A 25,398-nucleotide genomic window follows, 5' to 3' on the forward strand; every position below is an offset into this window, starting at 1 on the left:
GCCGCAGCCGTCACAACGGACTGTTGCGAAAACCGCTTAAGCGACCGCCCTCTCAGGTACAGCCGCTTCGGCCGAAGCAATGATGCCGCCGCCCAGGCAAATCTCGCCGTCGTACAGCACAGCGGATTGACCGGGCGTCACAGCCCACTGCGCCTCGGGGAAGGCCAGCGTGAGTGCGCCATCGGTGGCGCGCACAACCGTGCACGGCGCATCGGCCTGGCGGTAGCGCGTCTTGGCACCAATGTGGCTGCCCTCGGCAGGGGCGTGACCGGCGACCCAACTCAGATCATCGGCGTGCACGGTATGCGCCAGCAGCCACGGATGGTCGTGACCCTGCACCACGTACAGCGTGTTGGCCGCCATGTCCTTGCGCGCCACGTACCAGGCATCGCCATTGCCGTCGCGGCTGCCGCCGATACCGATGCCCTTGCGCTGCCCCAGCGTGTAGAACGCCAGACCGATGTGCTCGCCGATGGTCTTGCCGTCAGGCGTCTTGATCGGGCCCGGTTTGGTCGGCAGGTAGCGGTTCAGGAAGTCACGGAACGGCCGCTCGCCGATGAAGCAGATGCCGGTGGAATCCTTTTTCTTGGCGTTGGGCAGGCCGATTTCGGCGGCAATCTCGCGCACGCGCGTCTTCGGGATCTCGCCCAGCGGGAACAGCGTGCGCGAGAGCTGCGCCTGATTCAGCCGGTGCAGGAAGTAGCTCTGGTCCTTGGTGTGGTCGAACGCCTTGAGCAGCTCAAAGCGGCCGTCCACCTCGCGCACGCGGGCGTAGTGGCCGGTGGCAATCGTGTCCGCGCCCAGCGCCATCGCGTGGTCGAGGAAGGCCTTGAACTTGATCTCGGCGTTGCACAGCACGTCGGGGTTGGGCGTGCGGCCAGCGGAGTACTCGCGCAGGAAGTCCGCGAACACGCGGTCCTTGTACTCGGCGGCAAAGTTGACCGCCTCCACATCCACGCCCACCAGGTCGGCGACGGAGACGACGTCGATCCAGTCTTGTCGGGTCGAGCAGTATTCGCTGTCGTCATCGTCTTCCCAGTTCTTCATGAACAGGCCGATGACCTCGTAGCCCTGCTGCTTGAGCAGCCACGCCGTGACGGAGGAATCCACGCCGCCGGACATACCGACGACGACGCGCTTCTTGCTCATTGCTCCGTCCCCAAGCCGTACACGCTGGCGTGCGTGTGAATCACGTCGAGCGGATAGCGCTTGCCGGCGAGATAGTCTTCCACGCAGGCCAGCAGCAGCGGGCTGCGATGGCGCTCGCGGCTGGCGCGGATTTCCTCCGGCGTCATCCAGACCGTGCGGACGATGCCCTCATCAAGCGTGCGGCGCACGTCTTGCGGCCCGAGTTCGCCGGTGAAAGCCATCCGCACATAAGTGACCGGATCGCCTTCCGGCGGTTGGAACTGCGCCATGTAGCAGCCGAGCAAGGCGGTCGGCACAAAGCTGTAGGTGGTTTCTTCCAGCGCTTCACGTGCAACGGCGTCGACCAGGCTTTCGTCCGGGTCGAGATGGCCGGCGGGCTGATTCAGGCGCAGACCGGCATCGGTGTGCTCCTCCACCAGCAGGAAGCGCCCGTCCTGTTCAATGACGGCGGCAACGGTGACGCTGGGTTTCCAACGAACGGCTTGGCTCATGGCAAAAAGGCAACAAAAACAAGGCGTTATTGTAGCCGCGCAAGGCCGCGTCCGCTTGGAATGGCGGGGGCATCACAAATAGCGCATCCAGGGGTAGCGCCCCGTGCGGCGCAGGCTGGCGAACCAGCGCGTTGGCCAGTACAGCAGCGCGATGGTGGGCAGCCAGACCGCCCACAGTTGCCAGACGGCGTCAAAGCCGAAACGCGCGCCCTGGTTGGCGCCCGCCATCTGCAGCGCAAGCAGATAGGCGATGTGCAGCACATACAGATGCAGCAGGTAAAAGAACATCGGTGCGCTACCCAACGTTTGCAGCACAGTGGCAACGCGCGCGGGCAATCGGTCCAGCCATGCCAGCGCACACAGGCCAAGACCCAGCGTTGCCAGCAGAAAACCCAGCGACGGTGGGTACTTGGTCAGGTTCAGGAACGACACGGCCGTCGTCAGTGCATCTGGGTAAGCGGTCCAAGGCTTCGGTTCGCCATAGCCATTCACCAGGCGCAGCACGGCAAACCCGGCAAGACAGGCGACGCCCAGCGCCAGACACAACGTCCGCCGCGCCTCGGGCGAACGCCGCGCATATACCGGCGCAAACACATACCCGAGCCCGATCACGCCAATCCATGCCAGCACCGGATACGACGTGCGCAACCGCAACCCATCCGCCAACACAATCCAATCCCGCTGATGCAGGACAGCCCATAGCGCATGCCACGGTGAATCAGGCGCGACATGCACGCCCGTCAGCAGGTTGTGCCCCGCGATGATCGCCAGCGACACCGCCAGCAGCGCGCCGCGCGGCAGCCAGATCAACCCCGCCAACGCGATCATCGACAAGCCGATCGCCCAGATCACCTGCAGGTACAGCGTGGTGGGCGGGAACGTGAACGTCCACGCAAAATTGACGACCGTCACCTCCAGCATGACGAGGAACAGCCCGCGCTTGAGCAGGTGCGCCGCAATCACGCGCCGGTCGCCACCCTGCTTCTGCCCCGACAGCCACGCCGACATGCCCGCCAGGAACACAAACACCGGTGCGCACGGATGGCTCGCAAACCGTGTCAGCGCCAAGGCTGGCGAGGTGACCGCCAGATCGACCGGGTCCATCACCTGCGCATGCAGGAAGAAGAACTCGCGCAGGTGGTCGACCACCATCAGCACCATCACCCACCCGCGCAGCAGATCGATGGCGGCGACACGGGAAAACGCGCGAGCAGGCTGCGTCGTCATGTTCAGAACTTGTACGTCGCGGCCAGCGTCACCTGCCGCTCGGCGCCAGGTGCGACCCACAGTTCGTTGTACGAGCTGGCGTAATAGCGCTTGTCGAACAGGTTGTCGACAGTGAGCGACAGACGCAGCGCGCGCGTCGGCTGCACGTAACCATGCAGGCGCACGGTGGTGTAGGCGGGCAGCTTGAAGCCGTTGTCGACGCTGTTGCCGGCGCGCTCGCCCACGTAGACCACGCCACCGCCCGCACCTGCCCGGCCGAGCGCTCCGGCACCGAACTCATACAGGCCGAGCACGCTCGCGCTGTGGCGCGGAATGTTGGACAACGGCGCCCCAGCCGGCAGCACCGTATCAGCCGTCACCGTGGCATCGGTGTAGGCGTACGCGCCCATCACCTTGAGGTTGGCCGTCACCTGGCCCGACACATCCAGCTCCACGCCGCGGCTGCGCACGGCGCCGGCTGTGCGCTGGAACGTCGGGTCACGCGGATCGCCCGTCAGCACATTGGTCTTGTCGATGGAATACAGCGCCAGCGTGCCGCCGAACTTGCCGTCGGCGGTCTCCAGCTTGGCGCCGACCTCATAGCCACGCCCGCGCTCGGGCGCAAACGCATTGCCCTGCGCACCCGTGCCGGTATTCGGCCGGAACGAGCGCGAGGTATTGGCGTAGAGCGACAGCGCCTGCGTCGGCTGATAGACCAGCCCCAAGCGCGGGCTGTACGCCGTCTGCTGTTGCGAGACGCTCTCGCCCGTCAGGCGGTTGTCGGCATGCTGCAGGAAGCGGTCCATGCGCACGCCGGCCAGCAGCTTCCATTGCGGCGTCAGCGTGATCTGGTCTTGCACGAACGCGCCAAAGCCGCGCTGGGTTTCGCGCGTGCTGATGCTCGGCCGCAGAGCCGGTCGCGGTTGTCCATAGACCGGATTGAAGATGTCGATCGCATACGGCGCCGCAGCGCTCGGGTTGGCGCGGTACATCACCGGGTCGTAGCGGAAGTTGTAGAAATCCGCGCCGGCCACCAGCGTGTGCTTGACCGCACCGGTATGCACATCGCCTTGCACGTCGACGCGGCCAGCCAGATCGTTGGCGTGGTAATCGCGCTCACGCGCCTGGCGCCACAACGTGCGGCCGTCGGCCAGCAAGCGCGACGCATCCGACGATTTGCCGAACAGCGCCGACGTCCGGTACGACAGCCCCGCGTTCAGCTTCCAGCCCTCGTTGAGTTGATGTTCCGCGGTCAGCTGATGGCTTTGCGTGCGCACCGTCGTATCGCCATCCCCCGGCTCACCCAGAAAGCGCGAATTGGGCAGCGCACCCAACTGCTTGTTGATGGCGACGATGCCCCGGTCGAACGGCGCCTTCAGTTGCGCCGCTTCAAACGCATACGTCACCACCGTATCGTCCGTCGCCAGCCACGTGAACGACGGCGCAATCACATAGCGCCGGCTCGATGAAAAATCGCGAAAGCTGTGGTTGCTCTCCGCCGCCACACCCAGGCGGTAGGCCAATCGCTCGGACAGCGGCCCGGTCAGCTCCGTCGCCAGCCGGTATTGATCGTGGCTGCCCACCGACAGCGTGATCTCACGCGACGGCTTGAACTGCGGCGTACGCGTCACGATGTTGACGATGCCGCCCGGGTCACTGCGCCCGTACAGCGCCGCCGACGGCCCCTTGAGCACGTCAATGCGCGCGATATTGATGGCATCCACCGGCACGTTGTTCGCCCGATTGGCCGAAAAGCCGTTGACGAGGTAGTCGGCGCCCGTATTGATGTCGCCGGCAAACCCGCGGATGGCGAAGTTGTCGGCCATGCCGCCCAGGTTGTTCTGCCGGCTGATGCCGCTGACCCAGTCGAGCGCGGTATCCAGGCGCCTCGCCCCGAAATCGTCGAGCGCCGTGCGTGTCACCACGCCAACAGATTGGGGTACGTCCTTAAGCGGCGTATCCGTCAGTGTGGCGGAGCTGGCGCGGCGTACCCGCAAACGTTCCCCTGCCTGGCCGCGCACGACGGCCTCTTCCAGCGCAAACGTTGGGGCGGCCTCGGCGCCGGCCATTTCTGATGCACCGCACAAAACCATTCCAACCAAACTCCACCTCAGATGCGGACGGACCGTTGAACGTCTACGCTGCATGGCAACAATCGAACCGTGAAAAACGCCCACCGTATCGAATTTGCAACTCTGTTGCAACAGTGTTTTCGGGGCGCACGGCCTGTTACTCAGCAAATTCTCATTTTTAGGGTCAGTTCTAAGGCTGGTCCGCCGGCCAAAAACTTCGGGTAAGCTGCACATCGTTCAACAAAACCGATCAAAGCGCGCCCTTCTTCACCTCTTGCGCGCACCACAACGAGGAGAACACGATGCACATCGGCATCCCGCAGGAGACGCGGGCGGACGAGACGCGCGTTGCCGCGACCCCGGAGACGATCAAGAAGTACGTGGCGCAAGGCCATCAGGTGACGGTGCAATCCGGCGCCGGGGTGGCGGCCGCACAGCCCGACGAGGCCTACGTGGCTGTCGGCGCCAAGATCGGCACCGCTGCCGAGGCACTGGGCGCACAGATCGTGCTCAAGGTGCGCTCACCGGAACCTGCGGAGCTTGCGCAGATGCAAGCCGGCGCCGTGCTGGTCGGCATGCTCAACCCGTTTGATGACGAGAACACCGCGCGCCTGGCTGCGGCCAACGTCACCGCGTTCGCGCTGGAAGCCGCGCCGCGCACCACGCGCGCGCAAAGCATGGACGTGCTCTCCTCGCAGGCCAACATTGCCGGCTACAAGGCGGTGATGGTGGCCGCGAACCACTACCAGCGCTTCATGCCGATGCTGATGACCGCCGCCGGCACCGTCAAAGCGGCGCGTGTGCTGATCCTCGGCGCCGGTGTGGCGGGCTTGCAGGCGATTGCCACGGCCAAGCGCCTGGGCGCGGTCATCGAAGCCTCCGACGTGCGCCCCGCCGTGAAGGAGCAGATCGAATCGCTGGGCGCCAAATTCCTCGACGTGCCGTTCCTGACGGACGAAGAACGCGAGATCGCCCAAGGTGTCGGCGGCTATGCCCGCCCGATGCCGCCCGACTGGATGCGCCGTCAGGCTGAACTCGTGCATACACGCGCAAGCCAGGCCGACATCGTCATCACCACTGCGCTGATCCCTGGCCGCCGCGCGCCGACGCTGCTGTCCGAAGCCACCGTGCAGGCCATGAAACCGGGCTCGGTGGTGGTCGACCTGGCGGCCGCACAAGGCGGCAACTGCCCACTGACGGAAGCCGATCGCGTGGTCGTCAAGCATGGCGTCACGCTGGTGGGCTACACCAACCTCGCGTCGATGGTGGCGGCCGATGCCTCGGCCCTCTATGCGCGCAACGTGCTGGATTTCCTCAAGCTGATCATCGACAAGGATGGTGGCCTCGCCATCAACCTCGAAGACGACATCGTGGCCGCCTGCCTGTTGAGTCAGGCCGGCCAGGTGGTGCGCGCTCCCGCTGCCACGAGCGCCGCCAAATAAGAACGGAGACGGCGGCCCGGCAGGCGTCACAACGTCGCCAAGCCGCCAGTGGCGATTTCATCTTTGTTTCAAGGAAAGCTTCATGCAACGCAACATGCTTCGCGCCAAGCTGCACCGCGCGACGGTTACCCAGGCCGATCTGGACTACGAAGGCTCGTGCGGCATCGACGAGGATCTCCTCGACGCCGCCGACATGCGCGAATACGAAAAGATCGAGCTGTACAACGTCAACAACGGCGAGCGCTTTTCGACCTACATCATCAAGGGCAAGCGCGGCTCGGGCGAGATCTCGCTCAACGGCGCCGCTGCGCGCCGCGCGCACGTGGGTGACCTGCTCATCATCTGCACCTACGCGCCGATGAACGAAGAAGAAGTCGCCAGCTACAAGCCGAAGGTCGTGCTGCTGGGCGAAGGCAACAAGATCAAGGCCATCAAGGAAACCTGACGCGCGGAAACGGCCCCGCAGAACAACCAACGCGGGGCTGCACTGCACATCGACCAAGAAGCGAGGAGGAGCACCCAAATGGAGCTGGTCAATCACACGGTGATCAACCTGATCATCTTCGTGCTGGCGATCTACGTCGGCTACCACGTGGTCTGGACGGTCACCCCGGCGCTGCATACGCCGCTGATGGCCGTGACGAATGCCATCTCAGCCATCATCATCGTCGGCGCCATGCTGGCGGCGGGCCTGACCCAGACGGGCCTGGGCCGCACCATGGGCGTGGTGGCGGTGGCGCTGGCGGCAGTCAACGTGTTTGGCGGCTTCTTGGTCACCCAGCGCATGCTGGAGATGTTCAAGAAGAAAGAGCCGAAGGCCAAGGCCGGCGCGAATGGCACAAGCGGGGAGACCAAGTAATGAGCATGAACCTCGTCACCCTGCTGTATCTGCTGGCGTCGGTCTGCTTCATTCAGGCGCTCAAGGGGCTCTCGCACCCGACCACGGCGCGGCGCGGCAACGCGTTTGGCATGACGGGCATGGCCATCGCCGCCGTCACGACCCTCGCGCTCATCTACAAACTCAAGTCCGAGATGTTTGCCGGCACTGAAAGCGGCACGTCCACGGGCTTCATCCTGATCTTCACCGGCCTGGTGGTCGGCGGCGGCATTGGCGCTTACGTGGCACGCACGGTCGAGATGACCAAGATGCCGGAGCTGGTGGCTGCCATGCACTCGCTGATCGGCTTGGCGGCGGTGTGCATTGCCGTCGCCGCGGTGGCTGAGCCCGACGCTTTCGGCATCACCATGGCCGGTGACAACGTGCTGCCGCTGGGCAACCGCGTGGAGCTGTTCATCGGCACGTTCGTGGGCGCCATCACCTTCTCGGGTTCGGTGATCGCCTTCGGCAAGCTGTCGGGCAAATACAAGTTCCGCCTGTTCCAGGGGGCACCGGTGCAGTTTGCCGGCCAGCACATGCTGAACCTGCTGCTGGCCGTGGCCATGCTGGGCTTCGGCATCCTGTTCTTCCTGACGCAGAGCTGGCTGCCGTTCGTCATCATGACGGCCATCGCCTTCGTGCTGGGCGTGCTGATCATCATCCCGATCGGCGGCGCCGACATGCCGGTGGTGGTGTCGATGCTGAACTCGTATTCGGGTTGGGCAGCGGCAGGCATCGGCTTCTCGCTCAACAACCCGATGCTGATCATCGCGGGTTCGCTGGTGGGTTCGTCCGGTGCAATTCTGTCTTACATCATGTGCCGCGCGATGAACCGGTCGTTCTTCAACGTGATCCTGGGTGGCTTTGGTTCGGAGGCCTCTGCCGGCGCAGCAGCCGGTGGCGGCGGGCAGCAGCGCCCCGTCAAGTCGGGCTCGCCGGATGACGCCGCCTTCCTGATGGGCAATGCCGAGACGGTCATCATCGTCCCGGGTTACGGCCTGGCCGTGGCGCGCGCGCAGCACGCCTTGAAGGAACTGACCGAAAAACTGTCGGACAAGGGCGTGACGGTCAAGTACGCCATCCACCCCGTCGCCGGCCGCATGCCGGGCCACATGAACGTGCTGCTGGCCGAAGCCGAGGTGCCGTACGACCAGGTGTTTGAAATGGAAGACATCAACGGCGAGTTTGGCCAGGCCGACGTGGTGCTGGTGCTGGGCGCCAACGACGTGGTCAACCCGGCGGCCAAGAACGATCCGAAGTCGCCCATTGCCGGCATGCCGATCCTGGAGGCCTACAAGGCCAAGACCATCATCGTGAACAAGCGCTCGATGAACGCCGGCTATGCCGGGCTCGACAACGAGCTGTTCTACATGGACAAAACGATGATGGTGTTCGGCGATGCCAAGAAGGTCGTGGAAGATATGGTGAAATCTGTGGATTAAGACGGTACGCTGACTGCCGTCAATCCACCCTCAGGTTGCGGCATCAGTTCACCCCGTTCCGCTTGCCCCCGGTGGCGGCAGGCAGTAACTTAGTGCTAACGGGCAGCGCAGGCCACACCGGCCGGCGCTGCCTCTTTTGCCCTTCCTTCCTCTTTTTTTCGGCCCTCTTTCCAGCCATCCCGACGTATGCAACAGGACAGCGCCCTGCCGGTCTATTTCCACCCGTCTTTGACCGTCGTGGTCGACGACAGCCAGTCGTTCGTGGAAAGCCTCGGGTTCCAGATGGACCCGTCGCGGGCAATGCTGGCCTTCAACGATCCGGACGAGGCGCTGGCGTGGCTGCGCCAGTGGCATTCACTGCGCATGCCAGGCTTCCTGCCGGTGCGCGTGACGCACGACGATCTGACGTTCTCCAGCGAGCGCCGCACCATCCAGCTTGACGTCGATCGCGTCTACCGTCAGATCCACGAGGTCAACCGCTTCCTGCAACCGTCGGTGATCGTGGTGGACTACTCCATGCCGCGCATGAACGGGCTGGAGTTCTGCGCCAAGCTCAAAGAGCTGCCGTGCATGACGATCCTACTCACCGGTATGGCCGACGAGAACATCGCCGTGCAGGGCTTCAACGACGGGCTGATCGATCGCTACATCAAGAAGGATCACCCGGCCATGGCCGAGCGTCTGGGCGCGGAAATCGAAGCGCTGCAGATGCGCTACTTCAGCCGACTATCGAGCACGCTGCGCGAGTTGCTGTCGCGCCACTCGTTCAGTTTTCTGTCGGACCCGGCGGTCATGCAGCTCGTGCGCGAACTGTCTGCGCGCTACCGCTTCATCGAGTATTACCTGTACCCGCATCCGGCCGGCGTGCTGCTGCTTACCGCTGATGGGCGTGCCACGCTCATGGTCATCGAAACCAACGCGAGCATGCTCACGCACCTGGAGAACGCCGAGGCCTACAACGCGCCCGACGAACTGCTCAAAGGCTTGCACAACAAGCAGATCGTCCCGTTCTTCTGGCCCGGCGACGGCATGTACACGCCAGCCTGCGTGGAATGGGAGCAATACTGCCTGCCGGCCGAGGTGTGCCAGGGTCGCGAGCCGTACTACTACGCGCTGTTCGACATGCCCAGCCATCTGCTGCCTGCGCAGGTCTACAGCTATACCCAGTTCCTCGCCAACTACAAGCAGGATCCGGACGCGCTCACCGGCCGCAAGCCGCGCTGAAAACGCCACATTCTGATTTGCGCTGCACTGCGGGAATCCACATTGTGTGGGCTACATTGGGCAAGTACAATCGTTTGAGTCATCCGGCATGCATGACGTCAGAGCATGCGCCGGTGCAATCTCCCTGATGCATGCATGGCAGTGCTGCGGCATCATGGCGATGCCAGTGCGTCGGCAGGCAATCTACGGTACGGCGCTCCGAAGTATTACTGTGCGGGATTCTCCTTGAGAGACGATTTGGGATGCAGCAGCGGGCCGCGCGCCAAACCAGCGCGTGTCGCGGATGTCAGGGGAGTGCATCGTTCCAGTCTGTTTGCGGTCGCACGATTCCCGTTGCCACGCTGTTGATCTGCAGGTTGCGCAAGCCTGATCGCTTTCGCAATGGCAGGTCGCCATCTCTGATCTTCTCGAAGCGGGTTTGGGCGAGAGACGCCCCGGGCCGACGCGCGGTAAGCGCGGCCAGCGGACGGCTTCAAGCACGCTTTCACGACTGATGCGACGGCATGCCCGGCGGTCTCTCGCTGCGGTGGTGCTGTGTTCGTTGTGCCCGACATTGCAGTACGGGCCCGGACGCGCGGTGGTTGGAGTGAGCGTCCCGCTTGGCAGACGTTTTCCCTGAAGTCTCCGGCAAATTCGCACCGTGTACTCACCCAACCAAATCGATCCGGCAGTCAGCTTCCGCAACTCCCAGGGTCAGCAGGTCCGCGGCACCATCATCACGCTGCAGCGGCGCGCCCTGGTGATGGAGATCTACAACCCGTACTCGATCGTGCAGGTGAGCGAGGTCCTCTCCGACCTGGCGATCAAGATCGGTACGCGTCAGGTCTACCTCGGCAAGGCGGTGGTGATCAGCCTGGTCAACACCGGCCTGACCGCTGTCGTCTCGCTCACGCTGATCGACGAATGGCGCGAGCTGTCGGAAGTGGCCGACACGCCCGCCTCCGTCGGCGAGGAAGCGCGAACGTTCGTGCGGGATTGGCAGGAACGCTTCCGCATCCGGCGCGAATACCAGCTCGTCATCAATGAAATGCGCGCCTTCCTGGCGGAGGTCTCGCGCTGGGTCGAGCAGGTCGACTTGTCCAAGACCTTGCCGCGCGAAGACAGCAAGCTGCGCCCCGATGTCTTCATGGAACTGGCGGAGCCCGTCATGCTGCGGGTCAAGCACTACCTGGACATTCTGGAGGCGGAGGCCGCCGACATTGAAGCCAGCCTGGCACCGTCCCACCGCGCCTTCGCGCAGACCGCACTGCATCCGCTGCTGCTGCGCTCGCCGTTCGTGCACCGTACCTTCACCAAGCCGCTGGGCTACGCCGGTGACTATGAAATGGTCAACCAGATTCTGGGGGACCCCCAGGATGGCCCGAGCACCTATTTCCAGATCATCAATGTCACGTTCCTGAAAGCGCAGGTTGCGCAGGCACACAGAAACCGCATCGACATCCTGGTCGATTTCCTCAAGAAGCTGGCGATTCAGGCCAAGGCTGAAGGACGACCCTACCGTGTCATGAATCTCGGTTGTGGCCCGGCGGTGGAAATCCAGCGCTTCCTGCGTGAGTTCGAAGAACCGCATCTGCTCGAGTTCGAGTTGATCGACTTCAGCCAGGAGACATTGGACTACGCAAAGGCCCGACTGACCGAAGCGGCCCGGCAGGGAAGCACCACGCTGCAGGCGGAATTCGTTCACCAATCGGTGCATGAACTCATCAAGCGCCCCGCGCGCAGGGCTGAAGAAGTGCGCGACTGCGATGCCGTCTATTGTGCAGGGCTGTTCGACTACATCTCAGACAAGGTCTGCAATCGATTGCTGACGTACTTCACCACACGCTCGCGCCCGGGCGGACGCATCCTGGCCACCAACGTGCACTCGAACAACCCGGAGCGGCTCTTCACCATGGAGCATCTGCTCGAGTGGTATCTGATCTATCGGGACGAGCAGCAACTCGCAGCCACCTTCCCTGAGGAAGCGTGCCGCGATATCAAGGCCTACGTCGACGCCACCGGCGTCAACGTGTTCAGCGAGGCAACGGTGATCTAGATGGCCGAGAGCGCAAGTGATCCTCTGAAGAGTGCGTTCTACCGCAGCGAGCGCGAAGGCTTCCGGCTGTCGTTCAGCCGGACCACGGCACTTGTCGGTATCGTCCTGGTGCTGATGGGAAGCGGCCTGGACTACAACACCTACCCCGGCGAGCTCAAGCCGTTCTTCTACGCACGCGTCTTTGTTTCGCTGCTGATTTTTTTCGTCTACCTGATCCTGCCAACGCGCTGGGGCCGGCAGCGGCTGTCGTATCTGACCCTGCTCTGGCTGTGTTTCCCGCAGATCATGATTGCGTGGATGATTTCCGCCACGCAGGGCGCACAGTCGATCTACGCAACCGGCCTGCACCTGGCCGTGTTTGCGGCGGGCAGCGTGCTGCCGTTCAATACCAAGCAGACCATCGGCTTCGGGCTGATCACCTATTCGCTGTACTTCCTGGCGTGCCTGACGCACGATCCGGCCAGCGTGACCGGCAGTACGTTCTTCGTGAACTCGCAGTTCCTGATCTTCACGTCGACGTTGGGCGTCTTCTGCACCTACTTCAACGAAAGCAGCCGATTCCAACTCTTCAAGCTGAAAGAGGAAGTTGCCGACAAGAACCTGCAGCTTGAATCCACCAATACCAACCTGGTGGAGATCAAGGGCCAGCTTTTGCAGCAGGAGAAGATGGCCGCCATCGGCACGCTGTCGGCGGGCTTGCTGCATGAGATCAACAACCCGGTCAACTTCTGCCTGATGGCGGTGGCCGTGGCGCAGGAAGACCCGGCTGCCAAAGACAGCCCCATGCTGCTCGAATGCCTGGCCGACGCCAAGGAAGGCATGCAGCGCGTGCAGCACATCGTGTCGGACCTGAAGACCTTCGCCTATCGCAGCCCTGAGAAAGGCGAGGCCGATGCCCCCTTCCTGGTGGAGAAAGCCATCGATTCGGCCGTCCGCCTGACGAGCCACGAACTGCGCGGTGTGAACGTCGAACGCAAGCTACCGCCCGACACGCTGGTGCGCGGCGACGAAGCGGCCATCATCGGTGTGCTCATCAACCTGCTGTCGAACGCGGCGCTGGCCATGCAGAAGGTGCAGCGCGAGAGCCCGCGCATCGAGATCGCCGCCGAGTGGATCGACAGTCGGCTGCACGTGGTCGTGACCGACAACGGCCCGGGCATTTCCGAGAAGAATCTCTCGCGCGTGTTCGAGCCGTTCTTCACCACGCGCGATGTCGGCAAGGGCCTGGGACTCGGCCTGTCGATCAGCTACAGCGTGATCCAACGCCATGGCGGCACGCTTGCCGTGACGAGCCAGGAAGGCGAGTGGGCACGCTTCACGTTCGATCTGCCGCGCTCGGAGTAGGACGCATCATGGACATCACGCCGGACACCGTCACCATCCTCTACGTCGACGACGAGCTGCAGGCCTGCAAGTGGTTCGCGCGCACGATCGGCGACGGCTACGAGGTGCTGACGGCCAACAGCGTAGAGGAAGCCAAGACCGTGCTGCACGACGCGCACGAGCGCATCAGCGTGGTGCTGACGGACTTCCGCATGCCCGGCGGCAACGGCACGGAGCTGCTGCGCTTCATTGATGCGGAGTACGGCGACATCGCCACCATCCTCGTCACCGCGTATGCCGACAAGGATCTGCTGATCCAGGCGGTCAACACAGGTCGCGTGTTCAAGATTCTGGAGAAGCCCTACAAGCCGGAAGACGTGCGGCGCTCGCTGCAGGAAGCGCTGGCGCTGCGCCAGGACCGCCTGCTGCGCACGCAGCGCCTGATGGCAATCGACGAGACACTCGCCTTTCTCGCGCACGAACTGAACACACCGCTGGCAGCCATCTCCAACTTTGCGCGTGGCATTCGCATGCGCGTGGACCAGACCGAGTTCGTGCCGGAAGCCTTGCCGGAAATCGGCCGTGCGGCTGACCGCGTGCAGGACAACGCGCGCTATTGCCTGTCGGTGATCGCCTCGTTCCTGAATTCAGTGCGCAACACCTACGGCAAGCCCGGCACGGCGGCCACACCCAACAGCGCCAGCGGGTTGATCCGCTCGCTGTTTGACACATACCCGTTCACCAGCGCGCAGCGTGAATGGGTGTCGTACCGCGTAGAGCAGGATTTCCCGATCGCCACGCTGCCCAACTGCGTGATGCTGGTGCTGTCGTCGCTGACGAGCAATGCGCTGCACGCGCTGCGGCGCACGCCGTTGCCGCGCCTTGAGATCGTCGCCAGCAACGCGCCGGAAGCCAGTGGCATCCGCCACATGATCCGCATTGAAGACAACGGCCCCGGCATCGCCCCGGATGTCCTCAAGCGGCTGACCATCGACCCTGTGACGACGCGCGCCGAAGAAGGCGGCAACGGCATGGGCATGATTTTTTGTACGCGGATCATGCAATCGTTCGGGGGAGCGATTGCGATTGACTCCGCACCCAGCGCAGGCACGCGCGTGACTCTGACGTTCCCATGACCCCATCAACAAGACGAACCACGCTGCACCTGATCCGCGTATTGACTGCATTTGCTATGAGGAGTGATGGATGACCAATCCCGGGGGCCACACGCCCACAACCCCGCCCAAGATCCTGTACGTGGACGACGAGACATTGGCGCTGACTTACTTCGGCCGTGCCATCGGTTCACTGGCGCCGGTCGTCACCGCCACCTCGGTTGAAGAAGGCAAGCGCATGCTTGACCAGCACGCCGCCACGCTGGGCGTGCTCGTGTCGGACCAGCGCATGCCCGGTGAGCTCGGTAACGAACTGCTGCGCTATGCGCGCGAGCGCTATCCGCACCTGGTGCGCATCCTGACCACGGCGTACTCGGAAATCGAGGACACGGTGGAAGCCGTCAACCAAGGGCAGATCCATCGTTACATCAAGAAGCCGTGGGACATCACCGCACTGCGCGTGGAACTGAAGCAGGCGCTGGAATTTTCCGACCTGCGCCGCGAGCGTGATGCCCTGCTGCGCGAGAAGATGACCGTGCGCCAGAGCCAGACGCTCACGCATCGCATCGGCGCGCTGCAGACGCTGTATCTGGCAGTGTCCGGGCTGCCGTCGTTCAGCGCTGTCAACGATTACCTGCACGCAGCGGCGGCCGTCGGGCTGCACGCCATGGAGCAACCAGATTGGGCAGTGAAGGATTACACCGAACTCGTCAGCGAAGAAAGCCTGCGCACCGGTGAGCTGAGCCACGCAGTGCGGCAGATTTATCAAGACCTGTCGTCACGATTCGACAGCACACCTGCCACGCAGGCATTGGACGTGTTGACCGAAATGCTGCAAGGCAAGGTCTCGCCGGCTGGCGGTGATGCGGCAGCCGTGATCGACCTCACTACGCTGACGGAATTTCTGGAGACCGCGTCAACGCACAAGGTGTCGGAAGCGCATGCCAAGTGGCTGGCCTTCCTGCTGTGGCTTGACGGCAAGGGCTGGTCGATCAAGGCCGAGCGCGACGGCGCGACCGTCAAGCTACGCTTGGTTGATCACCTGACGCAACTCACGCCAGACCAGTTGGCGGGTTGGATGGAGCACTTCCAGGAGAATCAGCAGGCCGCCTGATTCTGCCAGGCGGCCTTTCGCACAACGCCGATGCTTATGCGTCGGCGTTGTCGTTTTCTGAACCCGAAGCCGTATCGCGGGCCGGGCGATCGCGCATCCCCCCCTTCACCATATCGAAGCGGAACAGGCGGCATTCGATGTTGCCGTTATAGAGCGGCGTGCGCTGCGATTCTTTCAGCCGCATGCGGCGCGGCATCGAAAGATCGCCGGTAAAGACGAACGCCTTCCAACCGGAGAACTCACGCTTGAGCGTACCCGCAAAGGCCTGGGCGAATTCGTTGGCGGCGGCCTCTTCCACCGGATCAACCGGCGGTGGCGGCTCGGGCTGGCGATGCTCGCGCATCGGGCGGCGTGCATCGTCGCGCGGGGCACCCATCGCACGGCTGGCGCGCTCGAACACAGTGCCGTCATCCTCTCCTTCGCCTTCCGGTCGGCGGCGGCGCGAACCTTGGGCACCACGCACGGCGATACGCTCACCGTACGGCGGGTTCATCAGCAACACGCCGGCGGCCTCAAACGGCGGCTTGCCGAAGCGCGCATCGACCTGCTTGAGCAGCGGCTCGCCGGGCAGACCGGCACGCTGCCAGTTGGCCTTGGCATAAGCCAGCATGTCGGTGGAAATATCAGCACCGGCCACCAGCGGCGGCGCCCGTCGCATGGACGCAGCTGCCGCATCGGCAGCCGCCTCGCGCAGGCGCTTGAAGCATTTGGCGTCGTGGTCAATCAACCACTCGCACGCGAAGGCACGCTTGCTGCCGGGTGCAATACCCAAGGCACGCTGCGCAGCTTCGACAAGGAACGTGCCGCTGCCGCACATCGGGTCGTAGAACGGTTCTCCCTTCGCGCCCGTCCAGCCGGTCAGGCGAAGAATGCCCGCCGCGAGGTTTTCCTTCAGCGGCGCCTCGCCCTTCTCCTCGCGCCAGCCGCGCTTGAAGAGCGGCTCGCCGGTCGTGTCGAGGTAGATCGTGCAATCGGTCTCGGTCAGGTACGCGTAGATGCGCACGTCGGGTGAGACGGTGTCGACGCTGGGCCGCGCGCCCATGCGCTGGCGGAAGCGATCACAGACACCGTCCTTGACGCGCAGACCGACGAACTTGAGGCTCTGCAGCGGCGATTTGTGCGCGGTCACATCCACGCGAATCATCTCGTCCGGCGTGAAATAGTCTTCCCAGCGCTGCGCGGCAGCCAGCGCGTAGATGTCGTCTTCCGAGCGATACCCGCGCGAGGCCAATCGCATCAGCACGCGGCTGGCGATGCGGCTGTGCAGGTTGACGGCATACGCCGCGCCCTGCGTGCCAAAGAAATGCACGCCGCCTGGCACGGTACGGCCGACCTCAAACGCGGCCAGCTCATCCACCTCGGGGCGGATCGAGATTTCGGCCAGTTCATCGGCCAGCGCTTGTTCCAGCCCGCGGGGGCACGGCGCGAAGTATGCAGTTGCCATCAGAAAACCAAGAAAATCAGAACGGCTTCACGACCACCAGGATCGTAATCGCCAACAACAACAGCACCGGCAGTTCATTGAACCAGCGGTAGAAGGTGTGCGAGCGCTTGTTGGCACCCGCCTCGAATTTGCGCAGCAGCACGCCGCAGCCATGGTGGTAACCGATCGTCACCAGCACGAGTGCAAGCTTGGCGTGCATCCAGCCATTGGGCGGCGTCAGGCCGATGCGGTAGCCGAAGAGCAGCCACAGGCCGAGCAGGATCGCAACGATCGCCAGCATGGTCGTGAAGCGGAACAGCTTGCGCGCCATGATCAGCAGTCGCGTGATGGCTGCGCGTTCGGTTTCCATCGCCAGATTGACGAAGATGCGCGGCAGATAGAACAGCCCGGCAAACCAAGACGCGATAAAGACGATGTGAAAGGCTTTGACCCAGAGCATGTGTTGTTCTCGTTAGAAGCAATGCGCGCCGCTCGTGGCGGCGCGCATGTCGCGTCAGATCAGGTACGAATCTCGCCGTGTCCGAACACGACGTACTTCAGCGAGGTCAGTCCCTCCAGCCCGACCGGCCCACGCGCATGCAGCTTGTCATTGGAGATACCGATCTCGGCGCCCAGGCCGTACTCGAAGCCGTCGGCAAAGCGCGTGGAGGCGTTGATCATCACGCTGGCCGAATCGACCTCGCGCAGGAAGCGCATGCCGGTCGAGTAGTTCTCGGTGATGATCGAATCGGTGTGCGCCGAGCCGTAGGTGTTGATGTGCTCGATGGCGGCATCCAGGCCGTCGACGGTGCGGATCGACAGGATCGGCGCGAGGTATTCGGTATGCCAGTCGGCTTCGACGGCATCTTTCAGATTGCCGAAGCCGGCGGCTTCCAGCGTGGCGCGCGTGGCCGGGCAGACGCGCAGCTCAACCCCCTTATCCTGGTAGATCTTCACCAGCGGCGGCAGCGCGCGCGCGGCGATGTCACGCGACACGAGCAGCGTTTCCATCGTGTTGCACGGTGCGTAGCGCTGCGTCTTGGCGTTGTCGCACACGCGCACGGCCTTCTCGATGTCGGCATCGGCGTCGATGTAGACGTGGCAGATGCCGTCCAGGTGCTTGATCATCGGCACGCGCGCTTCTTCCATCAGGCGCGCGATCAGGCTCTTGCCGCCGCGCGGCACGATCACGTCGACGTACTCCGTCATGGTGATGAGCTTGCCGACGGCAGCGCGGTCCGTGGTCGCCACCACCTGCACGGCGTTGGCCGGCAGACCGGCATCCGCCAGCCCTTCTTCGATCAGCGCAGCCAGTGCGCCGTTCGACTCAATCGCTTCCGAACCGCCACGCAGGATGGTCGCATTGCCCGACTTGATGCACAGCGCCGCCGCATCCACCGTCACGTTCGGACGCGACTCATAGATGATGCCAATCACGCCCAGCGGCACGCGCATCTGGCCGACCTGGATGCCGGTCGGGCGGAACTTCATGTTGCTGATCTCGCCGATCGGGTCCGCCAGCGCGGCGATCTGCTCTAGGCCGGCAGCCACCGTGTCGATGGCGCGGTCGGTGAGCGTGAGGCGGTCGATGAAGGCGGCGTCCTGGCCGTTGGCGCGGGCGCGCTCGACGTCGCGGGCGTTGATCTCTTTCAGCTTGGCAGCGTCACGGCGGATGGCGGCGGCGATGTGCAGCAGCGCGCGATTTTTCTGCGCGGTGCCGGCGCGGGCCATGCCACGCGAGGCGGCGCGCGCCTGACGGCCAATGAGGGCCATGTATTCGTTCACGTCGAGCTGCTTCATGATGATCGCGGCCGGCAATGTGCCGGCGAATTCAATGTGAGGACAAGAAGGTGATGCGCTGGACTATGCCGGAACGGGAAGACTGCCCGGCCGCGCAATGCGCATCGCCAGTTGCAGCAGGCCATCCCACGGCTCGGCCGGCAGCGACGGTTCACGCAAGCCCTTGACTTGCCGATCCAGCTTGGCGGCCATGGAAAGCGCGCCCTCGAGTTCGCGCTGGGACAGCCGTTGCGCCGCCTGCGGCACCAACCGTTCCCGCGGGCCCCAGACCCGCAGTTCACGCAGCATCGAGGCCACCGGCTTGCCTTGGGCTGCGCCCGAGGCGATTTTTGATAATACGCGAATTTCTTCGGTCAACGTCCAGAGCACCAGCACCGTGGCCTCGCCCTCGCCGCGCAGGCCTTCGAGCATGCGCACCAAGCGCGGCACGTCACCGGCCAGCATCGCTTCGGACAGCTTGAACACGTCGTAGCGCGCCACGTTGAGCACCGCATCGTGCACATCGTCGAACGTCAGCACACCCGGCGGATGCAGCAAAGCGAGCTTCTGGATTTCCTGGTGCGCAGCCAGCAGGTTGCCTTCCACGCGGTCGGCGATGAACTGCAGGGCACGTCGACCGGGTTCGCCGGGCTCCACGCGTTGCTGCTGGCGCGCCAGACGCTCGCCGATCCAGCCGGGCAGCTTGGTGCGGTCCACAGTGTCGACCTTGATCGACACGCCCGCGCCTTCCAGCGCCGCGAACCACGCCGACTTGGCGGTCGCAAAGTCCAGGCGCGGCAGCGTGATCAGCGTGATGGTGTCGGTGGCCGGACCAGACGGTGTACCCGCCGCCAACGCGCGCAATGCCTCGCCGCCATCCTTGCCGGGCTTGCCGGACGGAATGCGCAATTCGACGATCTTGCGATCGCCGAACAGCGACATCGACTGCTGCGCCTCAGTCACGCGCGACCAGGAAAAGCCGCGCTCGACGCTCATCACCTCGCGCTCGGAGAAGCCTTGCGCCCGGGCGGCCTGACGCAGCGCATCGACGGCTTCCAGCACGAGCAAGTGCTCGTCACCGTGCACCACATACAGCGGCGCCAAGCCCTTGGTACTGGCCTGTTTGAGGTGCCCTTCGAGCGCGTCGAGCCGCAGTTGCATGGCCAGCTTGTGCTTACGACGGCAGCTTCACGGCAGCCAGACGCCGCACGAGCTGGTTGATCGTATCGCCCTGCATGTCGCGGTAGAGCGCCGCTTCTTCGTAGTCTTTGGCCAGCACCTGCGTCTCGTTGTACGACAGGTCGCGGAACTGCGTGATCTCCGACGGCTGGATCAGCAGGTTGTCTTTCGCATCGCGCAGCTGGAAGCGGAAGCGATACGTGATGCGGTACTCGCGCACCACGCCCTGCGGCGTGAGCGACGAAATCGTCTTCACGCGGTCTTCGGCCAGCACGTCGAGCAGCGCGTCGGCATCTTTCTTGTCCGACACGATGACGGTGTCGGAGCCGTTGTCGATCAGCCGGCGCAGCTGCGCGCGCATCAGCGAGTTTTGCGGCAGGTTGATGTATAGCCGCTTGAAAGCGAAGTCATTGTTGCCGCGCAGATGGAAGCCGCAAGCGGACAGCACCGGCAAAGCGGCAGCCAGGACGACGATCGAGCGACCAAAGCGACGACGGGACAACGACATAACCATACGTTCCTTGAGTGGGATGGCCGGTCAGGCCACCACGTTCACCAGACGGCCGGGCACCACGATGATCTTCTTGGGCGGCTTGCCTTCAGCAAATTTCTGGACGGCTTCGTCCTTGGCGGCAATCGCCTCGATGGCAGCGCGGTCGGCATCGGCCGGCACCACGATGCTGCCGCGCACCTTGCCGTTGACCTGCAGCACGAGTTCGATCTCGCTCTGCACCAGCGCGCTTTCGTCGACCTGCGGCCACGGGGCGTCGAGCAAGTCGCCGTACGCGCCGGCGTAGCCGAGCTCCGTCCACAGCACGTGCGTGATGTGCGGCACCACCGGGTACAGCACGCGCAGCAGGATACCGAGGCCTTCGCGGCGCGCATCGGCACCGGCGTCCTTGGCGCCTTCCAGCGCGTTGAGCATCTTCATCGTCGCCGAGACAACGGTGTTGTACTGCAGGCGCTCGTAGTCGTAGTTGGCTTGTTTGAGCACGGTGTACAGCTCACGGCGCAGCGCGCGGTCGGCATCGGTCGCACCAGCGACAACGCCATTGCCGTGGCCAGCGCGGATCGCATCACCATGCGCCACGCCGAAGTTCCACAGGCGACGCAGGAAGCGCGAGGCGCCTTCCACGCCGGCATCGTTCCACTCGAGCTGCTGCTCGGGCGGTGCAGCGAACATCGTGAACAGGCGCGCGGTGTCGGCGCCGTGCTGGTCGATCAGCGCTTGCGGGTCGATGCCGTTGTTCTTCGACTTCGACATCTTCTCCACACCGCCAATCACCACCGGCTGGCCGTCGGCCTTGAGCGTGGCGCCCACTGGGCGGCCGCGTTCGTCGGTCTGCACGTCCACATCGGCCGGGTTGATCCACTGCTTCTTGCCGGACGCGTCTTCACGGTAGTACGTCTCGTTGAGCACCATGCCCTGCGTGAGCAGGTTGGTGAACGGCTCGTCGAACTTGACAAGGCCCAGGTCACGCATGACCTTGGTCCAGAAGCGCGCGTACAGCAGGTGCAGGATCGCGTGTTCGATGCCGCCGATGTACTGGTCCATCGGCATCCAGTAATCGTTGCGGGCGTCGACCATCGTGGCGCCGTCCGGGCACGTGTAGCGCATGTAGTACCAGCACGAATCGATGAAGGTATCCATCGTGTCGGTCTCGCGGCGCGCGGGCTTGCCGCACGACGGGCACGTGCATTCCAGGAAGCGCGGGTCCTTGTTGAGCGGGTTGCCCGTGCCGTCCGGCACGAGGTCTTCGGGCAGGCGCACCGGCAGGTCTTGCTCGGGCACCGGCACCACGCCGCAGCTGTCGCAGTGGATCAGCGGGATCGGCGTGCCCCAGTAGCGCTGGCGGCTGATACCCCAGTCGCGCAGGCGCCAGGTGGTTTTCTTCTCGCCGAGGCCCTTGGCGGCCAGGTCAGCGGCCACGGCATCGACGGCTTGCTTGTAGTTCAGGCCATCGTACTTGCCGCTGTGGACCAGCACGCCGTGTTCCTTGTCACCGTACCACTCGGCCCAGGTGGTCGTGTCGTAGGGCTGGCCCTTCACATCCACGACTTGCTTGATCGGCAGGTTGTACTTGTTGGCGAAAGCGAAGTCGCGTTCGTCGTGCGACGGCACGCCCATCACGGCGCCGTCGCCGTAGGTCATCAGCACATAGTTGCCGACCCACACCGGCACGGATTCGCCCGTGAGCGGGTGCGTGACCGTCAGGCCCGTCGGCATGCCCCTCTTTTCCATGGTCGCCATGTCGGCTTCCATCACGCTGCCGTGCTTGCATTCGTCGATGAACGCGGCGAGTGCGGGGTTGGTCTGCGCGGCGTGCGTGGCGATCGGGTGCTCGGCGGCCACGGCGCAGAAGGTGACGCCCATGATGGTGTCGGCGTGCGTGGTGAAGACGTACAGCTTGCCGTCGTTGATCAGCTTGCCGTCATCGCCCGGGATGCTGTGCGGGAAGGCGAAACGTACGCCTTCGCTCTTGCCGATCCAGTTCTGCTGCATCAGCTTGACGCGCTCGGGCCAGCCCAGCGGGTTCAGGTCGGACAGCAGCTCCTCCGCATACTCGGTGATGCGCAGGTAGTACATCGGGATCTCGCGCTTTTCCACCACCGCGCCCGAGCGCCAGCCGCGCCCGTCGATCACCTGCTCGTTGGCGAGCACGGTCTGGTCGACCGGGTCCCAGTTGACGGTGCCGGTCTTGCGGTAGGCGATGCCCTTTTCGAGCATCTTCAGGAACAGCCACTGGTTCCAGCGGTAGTAGTCCGGGTTGCAGGTAGCAACCTCGCGCGACCAATCGATCGCCAGGCCCATCGACTGCATCTGCTTCTTCATGTAAGCGATGTTGTCGTAGGTCCAGGCGGCCGGGGCCACGCCATTGTTGAGCGCTGCGTTTTCCGCCGGCATGCCGAAGGCGTCCCAGCCCATCGGCATCAGCACGTTGTACCCCTTCATGCGCAGCTGACGCGTCATCACGTCATTGATCGTGTAGTTGCGCACGTGGCCCATGTGCAGCTTGCCCGACGGATACGGCAGCATCGAGCAGGCGTAGAACTTGGGCTTGTCCGAGCCGTCAGCGGCGCGCGCGTGTTCGGTCACGCGGTAGGCGTCTTTGGCCTGCCAGTGTTGCTGGGCCTGCTGTTCAACGTCGGACGGGGAGTATTTGTCTTGCATGGCGATGGGTCGCCCAGGGAGCCCCGGGCGATTGCAGCCTCGCGCAGCGCGCGTGGCCAGAGTGAATGACGGAAAAGGCCCGATTATACCGTCGCCACCCACCCTATCCGGGCGATGGCGACACTGCGGAAAGGGCGCCAGACAGGCCTGCCGACGCCCGTTCTTGCCCGCCTGACTTACAGGCCGAGCACGTCGTTCATGTCGTACAGGCCCTTCTTGCCGGCCAGGAACACGGCGGCACGCACAGCGCCTTCGGCATACGACTGGCGCGTGTTGGAGCGGTGCGTGATCTCGATGCGCTCGCCTTCGCCGGCAAACAGCACCGTGTGGTCACCCACGATGTCGCCGCCGCGGACGGTGGCAAAGCCGATAGTGCCGAGCTCGCGCGGGCCGGTTTCACCTTCACGTGCGTACACCGCACGGTCCGCCAGCTTTGTGCCCTGTGCCTCGGCCACGATCTCGCCCAGCTTGAGTGCGGTGCCCGACGGCGCATCGACCTTGTGCTTGTGGTGCGCTTCAATGATCTCGACGTCATAGCCTTGCGCCAGGATCTTGGCGGCCAACTCGATCAGCTTGAAGGTCGCATTCACGCCCACGCTCATGTTGGGCGCCCAGACCACGCCGATCGATTCGCCGTAGGTCTTGAAGCTGGCCTTCTGCTCGGCCGTGAAACCCGTCGTACCGATCACCACGCCCGTACCCAGCTCACGCGCGATGTTCAAGTGATTGAGCGTCGCGTCCGGGCGCGTGAAGTCGATCAGCACGTCGGCTTGCGACAGCCCTGCGCGCACGTCATCCGTTACGATCACGCCCGTGGTTTTGCCCAGCTTGGCGCCTGCATCCTGGCCTACGGCTTCGCTGCCGGGACGGTCCAGTGCCGCAGCCAGCGTCGCACCCGGGGTACGCAATACGGTGTCGATCAGCATCTGGCCCATGCGGCCCGAGGCGCCTGCAATCGCGATTTTCATGTCAGTCAGCGCGGAAAAGTACGAATAAAAAAACGGTCTGTACAACGGACAAGCGGCGGAACCAGTCCGCCGCTCGCTTGAAGATGGGTTGCCGGTTTGGCTAATCCGCCCCTCGGCGCGTCACTGCGGCTGGGTGGCCGGCGGCGGAACGGCGGCGTCACTGCCACCACCACCGGTGCGGCGCTCCGGTAGCGTCACGTCCACGGTGTTTTTGGCACCGGTGGTCGACTGCACACGGTCGCTCACTTCAGCCGACGGAATCGACGGCGCGCGTGCTGCCGGCGCGGCACCCGCAGCCGCGGCGGCCTCAGCGGCCTCCTTCTTCGGGCGTTTGATGCCATCGATCTCGGCAATCAGCTCGGTCTCGGACGGCAGATCATCCGCGCCCACCCACTTGGCCAGACGATCGCCGTCAAACCACAGCGTCAGCTTGCGTTCCTGCACGACGTTCGTGTTGCCGCGCTTGAACGAGAAGACGTAGTCCCAGCGGTTGGCGTGAAACATGTCGGTCAGCAGCGGCGTGCCGAGCACGAAGCGCACCTGATCGCGCGTCATGCCTTCCTTGAGCTGCGCTGCCTGCTCGCGCGAGACGAAGTTGCCCTGCACGATATCGATGCGATACGGCGTGATGGCATTGGCGATCTTGCGCGTGGTGCTGTCGTAGGTACCGCATCCAGCCAGCAACGCCGATGCAGCAAGCATGGTGCCCAGTACGAGGCCGCCGCGACGGGCAGCGATGGTGGCAAAACGGACAGGACTGCGCGCAACGGAAAAGGTCATGAGCGATCGGCCTTGAAACGGTCCCGGGACGGGCCCGGTACGTGAGGGATGGCGACGGCCCAGGCACATCTCATATGCCCGTTCAGCCTGTCCAATAGGACTTTTGCCGCCAAAACCCTTATGATTGAAATATCCGAACATTGTACTCTAGGGAGCCAGGCGCATGCCGAGTCCTGCAGACCTCAAGAACATCGGTCTGAAAGCCACGGTGCCGCGGTTGAAGATCCTCGAGATCTTTCAGACCAGCGAAGAGCGCCACATGAGCGCTGAAGACGTGTACCGCATCCTGCTCGCCGAGCACATGGATATTGGCCTAGCCACGGTCTACCGTGTGCTGACCCAATTCGAGCAGGCCGGGCTGCTGTCGCGTAACAACTTCGAATCCGGCAAGGCCATCTACGAGCTCAACGAGGGCAAGCACCACGATCACCTCGTGTGCCTAGACTGCGGCCGTGTGGAAGAATTCTTTGACGCCGAGATCGAGCAGCGCCAGCAAAGCATCGCCCGTGCGCGCGGCTTTGCGCTGCAGGAGCATGCACTGTCGCTCTACGGCAACTGCACGAAAGAGCCCTGCCCACATCGCCCCAAACGCTGAATCGCGCTGAAG

General features: G+C 64.0%; 22 protein-coding genes. 10 read left to right on the forward strand and 12 right to left on the reverse strand.

What is annotated here, in order from left to right; translation table 11 throughout:
• Positions 1-36: 36 nt before the first annotated feature.
• From mnmA to V6657_RS13840, 4 genes are all read right to left on the reverse strand, one after another.
• Positions 37-1,149 carry a tRNA 2-thiouridine(34) synthase MnmA gene (mnmA, locus tag V6657_RS13825; protein WP_048933037.1) on the reverse strand — a complete coding sequence of 371 codons (1,113 nt, stop codon included), beginning with the start codon at positions 1,147-1,149 and terminating at the stop codon, positions 37-39.
• Complete coding sequence (locus V6657_RS13830; RefSeq protein WP_048933038.1) at positions 1,146-1,640, reverse strand: NUDIX hydrolase; 495 nt, start codon at positions 1,638-1,640, stop codon at positions 1,146-1,148. The genes mnmA and V6657_RS13830 overlap by 4 nt, the downstream gene beginning before the upstream one ends.
• A gap of 72 nt (positions 1,641-1,712) precedes the next feature.
• A complete protein-coding gene (locus V6657_RS13835) occupies positions 1,713-2,867 on the reverse strand; it encodes a DUF1624 domain-containing protein (protein ID WP_048933039.1) in 1,155 nt (384 codons plus the stop codon).
• A 2-nt stretch (positions 2,868-2,869) separates the two neighbouring features.
• A complete protein-coding gene (locus V6657_RS13840; RefSeq protein ID WP_048933040.1) occupies positions 2,870-4,939 on the reverse strand; it encodes a TonB-dependent siderophore receptor in 2,070 nt (689 codons plus the stop codon).
• 281 nt (positions 4,940-5,220) lie between these two features.
• Here V6657_RS13840 and V6657_RS13845 point away from each other — a divergent pair, with 281 nt between their 5' ends.
• The 9 genes from V6657_RS13845 (at position 5,221) to V6657_RS13885 (ending at position 15,490) form a co-directional block, all read left to right on the forward strand.
• Complete coding sequence (locus tag V6657_RS13845) at positions 5,221-6,360, forward strand: Re/Si-specific NAD(P)(+) transhydrogenase subunit alpha (protein ID WP_048933041.1); 1,140 nt, start codon at positions 5,221-5,223, stop codon at positions 6,358-6,360.
• Positions 6,361-6,442: 82 nt separating this feature from the next.
• Complete coding sequence (gene panD, locus V6657_RS13850) at positions 6,443-6,805, forward strand: aspartate 1-decarboxylase (protein ID WP_009241493.1); 363 nt, start codon at positions 6,443-6,445, stop codon at positions 6,803-6,805.
• A gap of 78 nt (positions 6,806-6,883) precedes the next feature.
• On the forward strand, positions 6,884-7,219 hold the full coding sequence (locus V6657_RS13855) for an NAD(P) transhydrogenase subunit alpha (RefSeq protein ID WP_048933042.1): 336 nt from the start codon (positions 6,884-6,886) through the stop codon (positions 7,217-7,219).
• The gene (locus V6657_RS13860; RefSeq protein WP_048933043.1) at positions 7,219-8,679 is read left to right on the forward strand and encodes an NAD(P)(+) transhydrogenase (Re/Si-specific) subunit beta; all 1,461 of its coding nucleotides are present in this window, start codon (positions 7,219-7,221) and stop codon (positions 8,677-8,679) included. Before V6657_RS13855 ends, V6657_RS13860 begins: the two co-directional genes overlap by 1 nt.
• A 186-nt stretch (positions 8,680-8,865) precedes the next feature.
• On the forward strand, positions 8,866-9,903 hold the full coding sequence (locus V6657_RS13865; RefSeq protein WP_048933044.1) for a response regulator: 1,038 nt from the start codon (positions 8,866-8,868) through the stop codon (positions 9,901-9,903).
• A gap of 640 nt (positions 9,904-10,543) precedes the next feature.
• Positions 10,544-11,938, forward strand: coding sequence for a class I SAM-dependent methyltransferase (locus tag V6657_RS13870; protein WP_048933045.1), 1,395 nt, complete (start codon positions 10,544-10,546; stop codon positions 11,936-11,938).
• On the forward strand, positions 11,939-13,282 hold the full coding sequence (locus V6657_RS13875; protein ID WP_048933046.1) for an ATP-binding protein: 1,344 nt from the start codon (positions 11,939-11,941) through the stop codon (positions 13,280-13,282). It begins immediately after the preceding gene.
• A gap of 8 nt (positions 13,283-13,290) precedes the next feature.
• On the forward strand, positions 13,291-14,397 hold the full coding sequence (phcR, locus tag V6657_RS13880; protein ID WP_137884643.1) for a two-component system hybrid sensor histidine kinase/response regulator PhcR: 1,107 nt from the start codon (positions 13,291-13,293) through the stop codon (positions 14,395-14,397).
• A gap of 70 nt (positions 14,398-14,467) precedes the next feature.
• Positions 14,468-15,490: a response regulator gene (locus tag V6657_RS13885; protein WP_048933048.1), complete on the forward strand. Its 1,023-nt coding sequence runs from the start codon at positions 14,468-14,470 to the stop codon at positions 15,488-15,490.
• A 34-nt stretch (positions 15,491-15,524) separates the two neighbouring features.
• Here the strand turns inward: V6657_RS13885 and V6657_RS13890 are convergent, their stop codons facing one another.
• From V6657_RS13890 to V6657_RS13925, 8 genes are all read right to left on the reverse strand, one after another.
• Positions 15,525-16,934 carry a class I SAM-dependent RNA methyltransferase gene (locus V6657_RS13890; RefSeq protein WP_048933049.1) on the reverse strand — a complete coding sequence of 470 codons (1,410 nt, stop codon included), beginning with the start codon at positions 16,932-16,934 and terminating at the stop codon, positions 15,525-15,527.
• 16 nt (positions 16,935-16,950) lie between these two features.
• Positions 16,951-17,373 carry a CopD family protein gene (locus V6657_RS13895; protein ID WP_048933050.1) on the reverse strand — a complete coding sequence of 141 codons (423 nt, stop codon included), beginning with the start codon at positions 17,371-17,373 and terminating at the stop codon, positions 16,951-16,953.
• A gap of 59 nt (positions 17,374-17,432) precedes the next feature.
• The gene (locus V6657_RS13900; protein WP_048933170.1) at positions 17,433-18,713 is read right to left on the reverse strand and encodes a glutamate-5-semialdehyde dehydrogenase; all 1,281 of its coding nucleotides are present in this window, start codon (positions 18,711-18,713) and stop codon (positions 17,433-17,435) included.
• A gap of 63 nt (positions 18,714-18,776) precedes the next feature.
• Positions 18,777-19,853, reverse strand: coding sequence for a DNA polymerase III subunit delta (gene holA, locus V6657_RS13905; RefSeq protein ID WP_048933051.1), 1,077 nt, complete (start codon positions 19,851-19,853; stop codon positions 18,777-18,779).
• A 13-nt stretch (positions 19,854-19,866) separates the two neighbouring features.
• Positions 19,867-20,385 (reverse strand): LPS assembly lipoprotein LptE, encoded by a 519-nt coding sequence (gene lptE / locus V6657_RS13910; protein WP_048933052.1) that lies wholly within the window; start codon positions 20,383-20,385, stop codon positions 19,867-19,869.
• Positions 20,386-20,409: 24 nt separating this feature from the next.
• Entirely contained in the window at positions 20,410-23,043 is a 2,634-nt protein-coding gene (gene leuS / locus V6657_RS13915; RefSeq protein ID WP_048933053.1) for a leucine--tRNA ligase, read from the reverse strand.
• Positions 23,044-23,219: 176 nt separating this feature from the next.
• On the reverse strand, positions 23,220-24,011 hold the full coding sequence (gene dapB / locus V6657_RS13920; RefSeq protein ID WP_048933054.1) for a 4-hydroxy-tetrahydrodipicolinate reductase: 792 nt from the start codon (positions 24,009-24,011) through the stop codon (positions 23,220-23,222).
• Positions 24,012-24,131: 120 nt separating this feature from the next.
• Positions 24,132-24,791 (reverse strand): outer membrane protein assembly factor BamE, encoded by a 660-nt coding sequence (locus V6657_RS13925; RefSeq protein ID WP_048933055.1) that lies wholly within the window; start codon positions 24,789-24,791, stop codon positions 24,132-24,134.
• Between the two features lie 163 nt (positions 24,792-24,954).
• Between V6657_RS13925 and fur the strand changes: the two genes are divergently transcribed.
• Positions 24,955-25,386: a ferric iron uptake transcriptional regulator gene (fur, locus tag V6657_RS13930; protein WP_021196003.1), complete on the forward strand. Its 432-nt coding sequence runs from the start codon at positions 24,955-24,957 to the stop codon at positions 25,384-25,386.
• Positions 25,387-25,398 lie beyond the last annotated feature (12 nt).

The organism is Ralstonia sp. RRA (genome assembly GCF_037023145.1).
GTDB lineage: Bacteria > Pseudomonadota > Gammaproteobacteria > Burkholderiales > Burkholderiaceae > Ralstonia.